The sequence below is a fragment of the Chelatococcus sp. XZ-Ab1 genome (genome assembly GCF_029309855.1).
In the GTDB taxonomy this organism is placed as follows: Bacteria; Pseudomonadota; Alphaproteobacteria; order Rhizobiales; family Beijerinckiaceae; genus Chelatococcus_A; species Chelatococcus_A sambhunathii.
Window position 1 is genome coordinate 35,456 of sequence record NZ_JARKII010000016.1, and the last position, 12,833, is coordinate 48,288.

Sequence of the window (12,833 nt, forward strand, 5' to 3'; positions counted from 1 at the left end):
CCCGGGAAACGAGGTCGTGTGTAAAGGCAGGGGCCGACGGCGGTTGCCGCCCGCCGCCGTTTCCGCAAAAGATCGCGTGAGCGTCAACCGGGATTCGATCTGACCATGCAGATGTTTGATGCCGCCGCGGTCCGTGCCGCCCTGCCGTGGCCGGGCCTCATCGCCGCCCTTGAGGAGATGTTCGCCAGAGGCGCCGACGTGCCCCAGCGCCAGAGCCTCACCATCGCGAACCCGAAGGGCGACGACGGCACGCTGCTCCTGATGCCGGCCTGGATCGGCGGCGACAGCATCGGCGTCAAGGCCGTCACCTTCTTCCCGGGCAATACGGCCCTCGGCCTCGCTACCATCAACGCCGCCTACCTCCTCTTCGACGGCGCCGACGGGCGCCTCAAGGGCGTCTACGAGGGCGATGAACTCACCGTCCGCCGCACCGCCGCCGCCTCGGCGGTCGCGGCCAAACGCCTCGCGCGCGCGGATGCGCGGCATCTTCTCGTCGTCGGCACCGGGCAGCTCTCGGCCAACATGGCCGCGGCCCATGCGAGCGTGCGCCCCTTCACCCGCATCGAGATCTATGGCCGTAGCCCCGACAAGGCGGCTCAGGTCGTCGCGGCCCTCGCGGAGGAGGGGCTGACGGCGCAGGTCTGCGAGGACCTCGCTGCAAGCGCCGCGGCGGCGGACGTCATCTCCTGCTGCACGAGCGCGACCCAGCCGGTCGTGCGGGGCGCATGGCTCAAGCCCGGCGCCCATCTCGACCTCGTCGGCGCCTTCAAGGGCGACATGCGCGAGGCCGACGACGAGGCGGTGCGGCGGGCGAGCCTGTTCGTCGACCTGCGCCCCGGCGCCATCCTCGCCGGTGATCTCGCCCAGCCGCTGGCGGCCGGCATCATCGCCGAGAGCGACATCCGCGCCGACCTGAAGGAACTCGTCACCGGCGCCCATCCGGGCCGCACCGGCGAGGACGAGATCACCCTCTTCAAGTCCGTCGGCTATGCGCTGGAGGATCTCGCGGCCGCCCGCCTCATCGCGGGGCAGGCCGGCTGATCACCACGTCCGCCGGCCCTTGACGACCGGCAGTCGGTGTCCCACCTCTCGCGCCGTGGGGACGACCCTGCCCCGGCGCAGGCCGGGTTTTCTCCCGGCCGGGACGACCCTGCCGCCGCCCGGCCCCGATGGCATTCAGCGTCCGGCGGGCACAACGACAGGATCGTGCGTTATGGCTTGGGCCTATCTATTCCTTGCCGGCCTCTTCGAAGTGGGCTGGGCCGTCGGCCTCAAGTTCACGGATGGTTTTAGCCGGCCGCTGCCGACGGCACTCACCGTCGCCTCGATGATCGTGAGCCTCGGCCTTCTCGGCCTCGCCCTCAAGAACCTGCCGCTCGGCACTGCCTATGCTGTCTGGACCGGCGTCGGCACGGTCGGCACGGTGATGCTCGGCATCATGCTGTTCGGCGAGGCCGCCGACGCGCTCAGGCTCGCCTGTATCGGCCTCATCGTCGCCGGCATCGTCGGGCTGAAGCTCGTCACGCCGGCGGCCTGACCTGGGTTAGGGGCGGGGAAGTGCAACCGCTCTCGTCATGGCCGGGCTCGTCCCGGCCAGCCACGCCTTCGACGTCGCGCAGCCTTTAAGGGCGTGGATGCCCGCGACGAGCGCGGGCATGACGTGTGACAAAAGAGCCGCCGGTATCGCGTCCGAGCACCTCCTCCTTCACCCCTCCACGACGACGATATGCACGCGTCGCGGGCCGTGGGCGCCGAGCAGCAGCGTCTGCTCGATGTCGCCTGAACGGGAAGGGCCCGTCACGAAGTTCACGGTGCGCGGCATCTGCCCCTTGCCGTAGGTGAAGCGGATGCGGCCCCACATCTCCTCGTAGTCGCCGGCGAGGTCCTTCGCATTGACGACGACGATGTGATTGTCGGGCAGGAAATTGAGCGTCGTCGGATTGTCCTCGCCCGAGACGAGGACGAGCGTGCCGGATTCGGCGATACCGGCGAAGGCATGGCTGACGCCGTTGAGGTCGCGCCCCTCGCTCGCTCCTCTCGTAATCTCCAGCGCTGTCTCTCCCCACGGCATGCTGGCGAGGCGCGCGTCCGCGCCCATGCGCACCGCGGCCGGCAGGTTGTGGTCGCGCAGATAGTCGGCAACCGCCGCCGGCACCGCATCCGCCGAGGAGACCATGGCGACACTCGCCTGTGCCCGCTCGGCCTCGGCCTTGAACAGGGCGATGCGCTCGGAACCGGTCACCTGACCGCGGCCGGGAATGAGCCCCTTGGGCGCGCGCTCGATGCGGTCGTCGACCGCGTCGCGGCGCGGCGCCTCAGTGCCGGTGACGCCGAGCGAGCGGCGGATATTGGCGAAGATCTCGGCGCGGGCGTTGCTCATGGCGGAATCGTTTTTGGGATTGCCGCTCATCTCAGGCCACCTTCCGGTTGGCGCGCTCCTTGCGCCAGCGCTCCTGGAAGGAGGCGCCCTGCGGGGCGGGGAAGTCGCGATAGCGCGTCCAGCCACCGGCGCCCGGCAGCCAGCGCAGGCGCCCCTTGCCGCCGCCGGCGAAGGCGAGGGCGCGCATGGCAAGGCCGGTCGCGAGCCGGTAGAGCGTCGGCCGCCGGGCGAAGAAGCCCCATACCGAGAGGCCCGAGCGGACGGTGGCCGGTGTCAGATGCCGCTCGAACTCGCGCTCGCGCCAGTGGCGCATCATCTTGGGCAGCGGGATGCGTACGGGGCACACGCTCTCGCAGCGTCCGCAGAAGGTCGAGGCATTGGGCAGGTGCCCGGCCTTGTCGACGCCGATGAGGCTTGGCGTCAGCACGGCGCCCATGGGCCCGGGATAGACCCAGCCGTAGGCGTGCCCGCCGACGGCGTGGTAGACCGGGCAATGGTTCATGCAGGCACCGCAGCGGATGCAGCGCAGCATGTCCTGGAAATCCGTGCCCAGCATCGCCGAGCGCCCGTTGTCGAGGATGACGACGTGGTATTCGCCCGGCCCGTCCGGGTCGCCCGGCCGCCGCGGCCCGGTGGAGAAGGTGGTGTAGACCGACATGTCCTGCCCGGTCGCCGAACGGGCGAGCACGCGCAGGATTTGCGACACGTCCTCCAGCGTCGGCACCAGCTTCTCGATCGAGGCGAGCACGATATGCGCCTTGGGCAGGGTCTGTGTCAGGTCGCCGTTGCCCTCGTTGGTGACGATGATGGAGGTGCCTGTCTCCGCGACGAGGAAGTTCGCGCCCGTGATGCCGACGTCGGCAGCGAGGAAGCGCTCGCGCAGCACCTGGCGCGCCTCGCCGAGGAGCGTCACCGGCTCGGTGAGGTCGCGGTCCTTGTCGAGCCCCTTGTGCACGCGGCGGAAGTCCGACGCCACCTGCTCCTTGGTGAGGTGCACGGCGGGGGCGATGATATGCGAGGGCGGCTCGTTCCTGAGCTGGATGATGTATTCGCCAAGGTCGGTCTCCACCGGCTCCATGCCGAGGCCCTCGAGATGGGCGTTGAGCCCGATCTCCTCGGCGATCATCGACTTGCCCTTGGTGACGGTCTTCGCCTCGAGGCGCCGGCAGATCGCGCCGACGATGTCGCAGGCCTCCTTCGCCGTGCGGGCGAAATGGACATGCCCGCCGGCCGCGGTCACCGCCTGCTCGTAGCGCTCCAGGTAGAGGTCGAGATGGGCGAGGGTGTGGTTCTTGATGTCCCGCGCCGAATCCCGCAACGCCTCGAACTCGGGCAGCCGCTCGGCCGCATGCACGCGCTTGTCGATGAAGCCCTGCCGCACATTGCCCAGCGCCTTCTGCAGCTGCGTGTCGCCGAGCGCCTGATGGGCGTTTTCCTTGAACTTCGGAGAGGTGGGATGAAGCGTCATGTCTTTGTCGTCCCTCGGGCGGTCAGCATATCAGGAGGACGGGTCCCGCGCGTCAAGTGCGACGGGCGAGGCCAACCGCGGTGGGGCAGCGTTTCGCCGGCGCACGCTGCTGTCCTTCCGTGCCCGCCGTGCAAGCAATGGCGGAGCTCCCTGAAGTAGAGTCCGGCAATATCAATCCGGCTATCGCAGAGAAAGTCGCCCTGTCCGAATACGATGCTCGTTGATTATTTGGAGATCTTGCATGGAACGCCGTTCTTTCATCAAGGGTTTTGCCGGCCTGGCGCTTTGCCCGGTCTGCGCTGGTGCCGCCGCGGCGGGCGAGCCGCATTGGGGTTATGAGGGCGGCGAAGGGCCGGAATACTGGGGCAAGCTGTCGGAGGAGTTCAGGGCCTGCGCCATCGGCCGCGGCCAATCGCCCATCGATCTCGATCATCCGCAGCGCGCCGATCTGCCGAAGCTCGATCCGCGCTATGCTGCCGGCTTCCCGCGCATCGCCAACAACGGCCATACGGTCCAGGTCGATGCGGCACCGGGCAACAGGCTGGTCGTCGGCGAGGATGTCTACGACCTCATCCAGTTCCACTTCCACCACCCGAGCGAGCACCGCCTGCGCGGCAGGCGCTTTCCCCTCGAATGCCACTTCGTGCATCGCGGTACGGACGGCGGCCTCGCCGTGCTCGGTGTTCTCCTGGCGCGCGGGCGAGCCAACGGGGCCTTCGAGACGATCCTGGCGCATGCGCCGCAGCAGGCTGGCGCTTCCGCCGCCCTGACGGGCCTCGATATCTCGGGCCTTCTGCCGGATGCCGGACGCTATGTGCGCTATAGCGGCTCGCTCACGACGCCCCCGTGCAGCGAGGGTGTGGACTGGATCGTGCTTACCACGCCCGTGGAGGTGGCCGAGACGCAGGTCGCCCGCTTCGCGGCGCTCTATCCGAACAACGCCCGCCCCGTTCAGCCGCGCAATCGCAGGATCCTGCGCGAGACGTGACGCGCCAAAGAGGCCGAGCGTCATCCTCGGAACCTTCCGGAAGAGGGACGGGCAACGTGTGGGAGCAAAGGCGAGGCGCAACTTCCGGCGGCAATGGGCAGGCGAGCGGCCGCGCACGACCTCTCGCCTGCCCGGTGGCGGTTTGCCGCTCCCCTCTTGGAGCTTGTGGCCGACAGCCGTCCGCGCGTTGTCTTTGTTGTTATCGCCCGGCCGGTGCAGGATGTGCTCCCGCATCACGCCCATCGATCCGCAGGAATCGAAGACGGCAGCACGGGGCGATGAGGCACCACGGGACGGCATCAGGGGCAATTCGCCTTTAGTCGAATGCGCCGTGGTGTGCGCGGGCTCACGCGCTCCCGCTCCGCTGCGCCGCTGCAGCCGCGATGGGGGCCTCGTCCGTCATGCCCGCGAGCACCTCGGCCACGTGCCGCACCTTCGTCGCCTTGCCTTCGCGGGCGAGCTTGCCCGCCATGTTCATCAGGCAGCCGAGGTCGCCCGCAAGCAGGGTGTCGGCCTCGGAGGCCGCGATGTTCTCCGCCTTCTTCGTCACGATGGCGTCGGAGATTTCCCCGTATTTCACGGCGAAGGTGCCGCCGAAACCGCAGCAGACGTCGCTCTCCTGCATCTCGACCAGCTCGAGGCCCGCGACCGTCTTCAGGAGCTGGCGCGGCTGGCGGGCGACGCCGAGCTCGCGCAGGCCCGAGCAGGAATCGTGATAGGTCACGCGCCCCTCGTAGCGCGCCTCGACGTGCCGCACCTTGAGCACGTCGACGAGAAAGCTCGTCAGTTCATGGGTGCGGGCGGCGAGATCGCTGGCCCGCGGAAGCCAGTTGGGGTCGTCGTGGAAGAGCTCGGGATAGTGCTTCCTGATCATGCCGGCGCACGAGCCCGAGGGCGCCACCACATAGTCGAAGCCGCGGAAGTTCTCGATGACCTGCTCGGCGAGGGCGCGGGTCGTGCCGCGGTCGCCGGAATTGTAGGCGGGTTGGCCGCAGCAGGTCTGAACCGGCACCTCGACGATGCAGCCGGCATCCTCCAGCAGCTTCACCGCGGCAAAGCCGACCGAAGGCCGCATGAGATCGACGAGGCAGGTGACGAAGAGGCCGACGCGCGGCCCGGGGTGGGCGACTTCGGGGGCGGCTTCGGCAGTCACGGGCGGATGTCCCTCACGTGCGGTCTCCCGGCGGTTCAGCTTCAAGATTTTCTAAACGGTTCGAGAACATGACGAACCGTTGCGCCGGTTGCAAGCGGCCTCGACGCGGGGCACGGCAGCCATCCTGCGGTTGCAGGGCTGCGCGCCGCCGCGCATGCTGGGGCACAGGGCGAGCCGGGATATCTTGGCCGGAGGGGCGATGCAGGAGCATCCGTTACGGGCGGCGGTTCTGGGCGAGATGCATGCGCGGCCCTTCGTGCCGCTCGCGACGCCGGCGCGGCTCATGCATTTCGCCTTCATGGCCGATGCGGCGGCATGCCGCGAGGATCGTGAGCGCCTCGGCGCCTTCTGTCTCGCTCGCGGCGTGGCGGGACCGCAGCCGGATACGCGCTTCCACCACGTGCCCCTGTCCGGCGGCGAACTGCGCTGGGAGCAGCACAGCGAGTTCATCACCTACACCTGGCGCATCGCCTGCGACCACAGGACGCCCTTTGCCGCCGTCGAGCGGCCGCATGCCCCGATGAGCGGGCTCCCCGCCCCGGGCCCGCTGCTCGTCGCGCTCGACCTGCATCTCCTGCCCGAGGCGGCGGCCCTGTCGCTGGAGGACATCTTCGACCGGGCCTCGCTCGCCGCCTCCATCATGGACGGCGGGGCGGCGCTGGCGGCGACGGATTTCCGCCCCGACGAGCGCGGCGCCGTGCGCATCCTGGTGCTCGATCTCGACCTGAGCCCCGCCCGCGCCGGTGCGCTGACCCAGCGGCTCATCGAGATTGAGACCTACCGCACGCTCGCCCTGCTCGGCCTGCCCGAGGCTCAGCGCCTTGCGCCCGGCCTCAGGCAGATGGAGGAGGAACTCGCGCGCATCACCCGTGCCATGCGCGAGACGGTGGGGGCGACCGCAAACTCCGCCCTGCTCGACGAACTGACGGCGCTCGCTGCCGTCTCGGAGGCCGAATCCGCCTCGTCGAGCTACCGCTTCGGCGCGAGCCGCGCCTATGACCGCATCGTGCAGCAGCGGCTCGACGTCATAGGAGAAGAGCCCTACGAGGGCCTGCCGACCTGGGCCGCCTTCCTCGCCCGACGCCTTGCACCGGCCATGCGCACGGTCCAGACGCTCGAGGAGCGGCAGGCCAACCTCTCGCGCAAGCTCGCCCGCGCGGCGACGCTGCTACGCACGCGCGTCGATGTCGAGATCGAGCAGCAGAACCGGGACCTTCTCGTCGCCATGAACAACCGCACCCGCCTGCAGCTGCGCCTGCAGCAGACGGTGGAAGGGCTCTCGGTCGCGGCCATCAGCTATTACGTCGTCGGCCTGCTCGGCTACCTCGCCAAGGGTGCCAAGGAGGCCGGCCTGCCGGTACCGGAGCCGGGCCTTGCCACTGCAGCCGCCGTGCCGCTGGCAGTGCTGGCCGTCTGGCTCGTCGTGCGCCGCATCCGCCGCCGCCATGCGGGGGAGGATCATCCTTGATTGATTGCGTTTGGAAGGCCGCGGCTCATTCCCCTCGCCGCAAGGGGGAGGGGAGAAATGTCGCTCATGCCGCTTCGTCGGGCAGGCCGAGGCCGGCGTCCCAGTAGGGCCGCGGCCCGTAGAGCGCGGCGAGAAAGTCGATGAAGGCCCGCACCTTCGGCTGCAGATGGCGGCGGCTCGGATAGACGGCGTAGATGCCGACCCGGCTCACTCCGCGCCAGCCGGGCAGCACGGCTTCGAGCCGTCCGTCCTCGAGTTCGGGGCCGATGTCCCAGGTCGAGCGCAAGGCGATGCCGATGCCGGCCAGCACCGCCTCGCGCACCACCTCGCTCGAATTGGTCCTGAGCGGGCCGGTGACCTTGATAGAGACGAGGCCCTGCGGCCCCTCGAGCCGCCAATGGTCGGTGTTGTGGGCGAGGAGCGTATGGCGGGCAAGGTCCTCCACGCCCCGCGGCCGCTCGTGCACGGCAAGATAGCCGGGCGTGGCGCAGAGCAGGCGGTGGTTCGGTGCCAGCCGGCGGGCGACGAGGCTCGAATCGGCGAGGTCGGCGATGCGCACGGCAACGTCGAACCCTTCGGCCACCACATCGACGAAGGCGTCCGACAGCTCGAGGTCGACGGTCACGCCCGGGTGCTCGTCGAGGAAGCGCTTGACGTGCGGGGCGATGTGCATGCGCCCGAAGGAGGTCGGCGCCGAGACGCGCAGCACGCCCCGCGCCGTCTCCGCGCCGCTCGTCGCCCAGCCCTCCGCCTCCTCCACCGCGGCGAGGATGGCGACGACCCGCTCGTAGAAGCCCTGGCCGATGTCCGTCAGCGCGATCTGGCGCGTCGTGCGCTGCAGGAGACGCACGCCGAGCCGCTCCTCCAACCGCCGGATGCGCTTGGAGATGACGGCCGGCGACAGGCCGAGCTCGCGGCCGGCCGCCGACATGCCCCTGGCCGCGACGACGCGGGCAAAGACGTCGAGATCACCGAGATGGTCCACCGCACGCCCCCACTTTTTCTGAAAGCGAAACAATCTTGCTGCTTTCGGTCGCGCTGGCAAAGGATTGTCAATCGATTAAAGTGATTCTCGATAAGGTTTGCTGTGCAGATTGTACGGAGCAGGTGGGCTTGATCCCTCCTCTTGAGGGGAAGGTGGATCGGTCCGAAGGACCGAGACGGGTGGGGCCTAGTCGGGAACGGCGCTCACCGTCTCGGGCGCTTGGCCCCCTCCGTCGCTGCTGTGCAGCGCCACCTCCCCCGTGCGAGGGAGGATCAAGATGGTGCTCTCTCGGGCACGCAGGGAGGATGCCGTGACGACCATCGCTTTTCCCGCGCCGGATGCGGCGGTTCTGGGACGGCGCGAGGCCATCATCGCCGGCCTTGCGCGCCTGTTGCCGGCCGAGGCGGTCATCACCTCCGAGGACGAGCGGCGTGCCTTCGAGACCGATGCGCTCACGGCCTACCGCCAGGTGCCGCTCGCGGTCGTCCTGCCGTCGACGACGGAGGAGGTCGCGGCCGTGCTGCGCTTCTGCCATGTCGAGGGCGTCAAGGTGGTGCCGCGCGGCGCCGGCACCTCGCTCGCCGGCGGCGCGATCCCGCAGGAGGATGCGGTCGTTCTCGGCATCGCCAAGATGAACCGCGTGCTCGACATCGATTTCGTCAACCGCACGGCGCGCGTCCAGGCCGGCATCACCAATCTCGCCATCAGCCAGGCGGTGGCGCACGAGGGCTTCTTCTATGCGCCGGATCCCTCGTCGCAGCTCGCCTGCACGATCGCCGGCAACATTGCCATGAACTCGGGCGGTGCCCACTGCCTCAAGTACGGTGTCACCACCAACAACCTGCTCGGCGTCACCATGGTGCTGCTCGACGGCACGGTGGTGGAGATCGGCGGCGCCCATCTCGACGCGCCGGGCTATGACATGCTCGGCCTCGTCTGCGGTTCGGAAGGCCAGCTCGGCGTCATCACCGAGGCGACCGTGCGCATCCTGCGCCAGGCGGAGGGCGCGCGCCCGGCGCTGATGGGCTTCGATTCGGTGGAGACGGCGGGCGCCTGCGTCGCGGCCATCATCGGGGCCGGCATCATCCCCGTGGCGCTCGAATTCATGGACCGGCCGGCCATCAAGGTGTGCGAGGCCTTCGCCCATGCGGGCTATCCGCTCGACGTCGAGGCGCTGCTCATCATCGAGGTGGAGGGCTCGGAGGCCGAGATCGAGGACGCGCTGAAGCGCATCGTCGCCATGGCCGAGCGCTTCTCGCCCAAGGCGCTGCGTGTCTCGCGCTCGGAGGCCGAGAGCGCCGCCATCTGGAAGGGCCGCAAGTCCGCCTTCGGCGCCATGGGCCGCATCGCCGATTATCTGTGCATGGACGGCACCATTCCGACCGGCCAGTTGCCCCATGTGCTGAAGCGCATCAGCGAGATCTGCACCGGCTACGGCCTCGGCGTCGCCAACATCTTCCATGCCGGGGACGGCAACCTGCACCCGCTCGTGCTCTACGACATCAACAAGCCGGGCGAGCTCGAGAAGGCGGAGGCGGCCGGTGCCGACATCCTCAAGCTCTGCGTCGAGGTGGGCGGCTGCCTCACCGGCGAGCACGGCGTCGGCATCGAGAAGCGCGATCTCATGCGGCACCAGTATTCCGAGGTCGATCTCGTGCAGCAGATGCGCATTCGCGGCGTCTTCGATCCGGCGTGGCTGCTCAATCCGGCCAAGGTCTTCCCGCTCGACGGTCGGGTGGTGCAATGACGTTGCCAAGGTCCGCCACCATCTCCGATACGGTGCTGACGCCCGAGAGCGAACAGGAGGCGGCCGCGCTCGTCGCGGCCTGCGCGGCGGCCGCTCGCCCGCTCGCCATCCGCGGCGGCGGCACGAAGGCGGCCGTCGGCCGGCCGGTGAATGCCGAGGCGACGCTGTCGACCAAGGCGCTCACCGGCATCACGCTCTACGAGCCGGCCGAGCTCGTCATCGCCGCCCGCGCCGGCACGCCGCTCGCCGAGGTCGAGCGCACGCTGGCGGAGCGCGGCCAGATGCTGCCCTTCGAGCCGGCGGATGCGCGCGTGCTGCTCGGCAGCGAGGGCGAGGCGACGGTCGGCGGGCTTGCCGCAACCAATCTCTCCGGTCCACGCCGCATCATGGCCGGGGCCTGCCGCGATGCCATGATCGGCGTGCGCTTCGTCAACGGGCGCGGCGAGGTGGTGAAGTCCGGCGGGCGGGTGATGAAGAACGTTACGGGCCTCGATCTCGTCAAGCTCGCGGCCGGCTCCTGGGGCACGCTCGGGCTGCTGACGGAAGTAACCTTCAAGGTGCAGCCCAAGGCGGAGCGCTTGGCGACCCTCGTCATCGAGGGTCTCGACGATGCGCGCGGTGTGGAGGCGCTCAATGCGGCGCTCGGCTCACCCTTCGAGATCACCGGCGCGGCGCACCTGCCGGCCGGCCTCGGCGGCGAGCGGGCGCGCACCGTCCTGCGCATCGAGGGCTTTTCGCCGTCGGTGGACTACCGTGTGGGCGAACTGCGCCATCTGCTCGCGCCCTACGGTCCGGCCGAGCGCATTGTCGATGCTGGGGAGGCGCGGCGCCTGTGGCAGGATGTGCGCGACGTACGCTTCCTCGCCGAGCCGCAGGCGCATGCCGTCTGGCGGCTGTCCACGGTGCCGACGGCCGGCCCGCGCGTCGTCGCGGCCGTTGCCGGCCTCGCCGAAGCCCGCTTCTTCTACGACTGGGGCGGCGGCCTCGTCTGGCTATCGGTGCGGGCGGAGGGAGACTGCGGGGCCACGATGATCCGCGAAGCGCTTGCCCCGCACGGCGGCCACGCCACCTTGTGGCGCGCGCCGGCCGATATCCGGGCGGCGCTCCAGCCCTTCCAGCCGCTCGCCGCGCCGCTGATGCGCCTGAGCGAGGGCGTGAAGCGCGCCGTCGACCCTGCCGGGATCTTCGAGCCCGGCCGCATGTATGCCGGGATCTAGATGCAGACCAACTTCCGCCCCGAGCAACTGACGACCCCTGAGATGCAGGAATCCGAAAAGATCCTGCGCACCTGCGTGCACTGCGGCTTCTGCACGGCGACCTGCCCCACCTATCTCCTGCTCGGCGACGAACTCGATTCCCCGCGCGGGCGCATCTACCTCATCAAGGAGATGCTGGAGAGCGGCAAGCCGGCGAGTGAGGAGGTAACGAAGCACGTCGACCGCTGCCTGTCGTGCCTGTCGTGCATGACAACCTGCCCCTCGGGCGTCCATTACATGCACCTCGTCGACCACGCCCGCGCCCATATCGAGGAGACCTACCGGCGCCCGTGGCACGACAGGCTGGTGCGCACGCTGCTCGCAGCTGTCCTGCCCTATCCCGCCCGTTTCCGCGCCGCCCTGATCGCCGCGCGCCTCGCAAAGCCCCTGCGCGGCACCGTCGCGCGCCTGCCGGGCGTCGGCGCGAGGCTTTCGGCGATGCTGGAGCTCGCGCCCGCCGCCTTGCCGGCCGGGGAGAGAGAATACCGCACCGTCCATCCGGCCGAGGGACCGCGCCGCGGACGGGTCGCCCTGCTGTCCGGCTGCGCCCAGCCGGTGCTCGACCCCGGCATCAACGCCGCCGCCATCCGCCTGCTCAACCGCCACGGGGTTGAGGTGGTGCTGGCGGAAGGGGAGGGCTGCTGCGGCGCGCTCGTCCATCACATGGGACGCGAGGCGGCGGGTCATGCCTTCGCACGGCGCAACATCGACGCCTGGACGCGCGAGATCGAGGAGGGCGGGCTCGACGCGATCATCATCACGGCCTCGGGCTGCGGCACCACGATCAAGGACTATGGCTTCATGTTCCGCAACGATCCGGCCTATGCCGACAAGGCACGCCGGGTGTCGGGGCTCGCGAAGGACATCACCGAATATCTCGCCGCGCTGCCGCTCGCGCCGCAGACCGATGTGGGCAATCTCACTGTCGCCTATCACTCCGCCTGCTCGATGCAGCACGGCCAGCAGATCCGCGAGGAGCCGAAGAAGCTGCTGCGCAAGGCGGGCTTTGCCGTGAAGGACGTGCCGGAAGGCCACATCTGCTGCGGCTCGGCCGGTACCTACAACATCCTGCAGCCCCAAATCGCCGGGCAGCTGCGCGAGCGCAAGGTCGACAACATCGAGAAGACCGGCGCGACCATCGTCGCCACCGGCAACATCGGCTGCATGACGCAGATCGGCAAGGGCTTCGCCGACCGCGGCCGGCCGGTTCCCGTCGTGCATACGGTGGAGCTCATCGACTGGGCGACCGGCGGCCCACGCCCGCGTGCGCTGGCGGGATGAAACCACTTGGGCGCGCAAACCCGGCCTCTCGTTTTCGTTACCGGGTGCCGCCAGTGTTTCGGGCTTCGTCTTGCCGGCTGTCTTCTGTCGCCGGGCACAATTTATGT

Annotated in this window: 11 protein-coding genes; 7 read left to right on the plus strand and 4 right to left on the minus strand. The window is 69.5% G+C overall.

Annotated elements, in window-relative coordinates; translation table 11 throughout:
• Positions 1 to 105 precede the first annotated feature (105 nt).
• Positions 106 to 1,041, plus strand: coding sequence for an ornithine cyclodeaminase family protein (locus P2T65_RS19205; RefSeq protein ID WP_276200496.1), 936 nt, complete (start codon positions 106 to 108; stop codon positions 1,039 to 1,041).
• Between the two features lie 172 nt (positions 1,042 to 1,213).
• Complete coding sequence (gene sugE, locus P2T65_RS19210) at positions 1,214 to 1,537, plus strand: quaternary ammonium compound efflux SMR transporter SugE (RefSeq protein WP_071923461.1); 324 nt, start codon at positions 1,214 to 1,216, stop codon at positions 1,535 to 1,537.
• 168 nt (positions 1,538 to 1,705) lie between these two features.
• Here the strand turns inward: sugE and P2T65_RS19215 are convergent, their stop codons facing one another.
• The gene (locus P2T65_RS19215; protein ID WP_055459390.1) at positions 1,706 to 2,380 is read right to left on the minus strand and encodes a lactate utilization protein; all 675 of its coding nucleotides are present in this window, start codon (positions 2,378 to 2,380) and stop codon (positions 1,706 to 1,708) included.
• Between the two features lie 31 nt (positions 2,381 to 2,411).
• Entirely contained in the window at positions 2,412 to 3,848 is a 1,437-nt protein-coding gene (locus P2T65_RS19220; protein ID WP_055459324.1) for a LutB/LldF family L-lactate oxidation iron-sulfur protein, read from the minus strand.
• Between the two features lie 241 nt (positions 3,849 to 4,089).
• On the opposite strand from P2T65_RS19220, the gene P2T65_RS19225 reads away from it, so the two are divergent.
• On the plus strand, positions 4,090 to 4,836 hold the full coding sequence (locus P2T65_RS19225) for a carbonic anhydrase (protein ID WP_276200497.1): 747 nt from the start codon (positions 4,090 to 4,092) through the stop codon (positions 4,834 to 4,836).
• 346 nt (positions 4,837 to 5,182) lie between these two features.
• Here the strand turns inward: P2T65_RS19225 and P2T65_RS19230 are convergent, their stop codons facing one another.
• Positions 5,183 to 5,989, minus strand: a complete 807-nt coding sequence (locus tag P2T65_RS19230; RefSeq protein ID WP_055459389.1) for a (Fe-S)-binding protein — start codon at positions 5,987 to 5,989, stop codon at positions 5,183 to 5,185.
• Between the two features lie 199 nt (positions 5,990 to 6,188).
• Between P2T65_RS19230 and P2T65_RS19235 the strand changes: the two genes are divergently transcribed.
• The gene (locus P2T65_RS19235) at positions 6,189 to 7,457 is read left to right on the plus strand and encodes a DUF3422 domain-containing protein (protein WP_096335357.1); all 1,269 of its coding nucleotides are present in this window, start codon (positions 6,189 to 6,191) and stop codon (positions 7,455 to 7,457) included.
• Between the two features lie 64 nt (positions 7,458 to 7,521).
• Here the strand turns inward: P2T65_RS19235 and P2T65_RS19240 are convergent, their stop codons facing one another.
• The gene (locus tag P2T65_RS19240; RefSeq protein WP_276200498.1) at positions 7,522 to 8,442 is read right to left on the minus strand and encodes a LysR family transcriptional regulator; all 921 of its coding nucleotides are present in this window, start codon (positions 8,440 to 8,442) and stop codon (positions 7,522 to 7,524) included.
• A 310-nt stretch (positions 8,443 to 8,752) separates the two neighbouring features.
• Here P2T65_RS19240 and P2T65_RS19245 point away from each other — a divergent pair, with 310 nt between their 5' ends.
• The 3 genes from P2T65_RS19245 to glcF are packed head-to-tail and all read left to right on the plus strand — an operon-like array spanning position 8,753 to position 12,726.
• Entirely contained in the window at positions 8,753 to 10,189 is a 1,437-nt protein-coding gene (locus P2T65_RS19245) for an FAD-linked oxidase C-terminal domain-containing protein (RefSeq protein WP_276200499.1), read from the plus strand.
• Complete coding sequence (glcE, locus tag P2T65_RS19250; RefSeq protein ID WP_276200500.1) at positions 10,186 to 11,406, plus strand: glycolate oxidase subunit GlcE; 1,221 nt, start codon at positions 10,186 to 10,188, stop codon at positions 11,404 to 11,406. The genes P2T65_RS19245 and glcE overlap by 4 nt, the downstream gene beginning before the upstream one ends.
• Entirely contained in the window at positions 11,407 to 12,726 is a 1,320-nt protein-coding gene (gene glcF / locus P2T65_RS19255) for a glycolate oxidase subunit GlcF (protein WP_071923464.1), read from the plus strand.
• Positions 12,727 to 12,833: the final 107 nt, after the last annotated feature.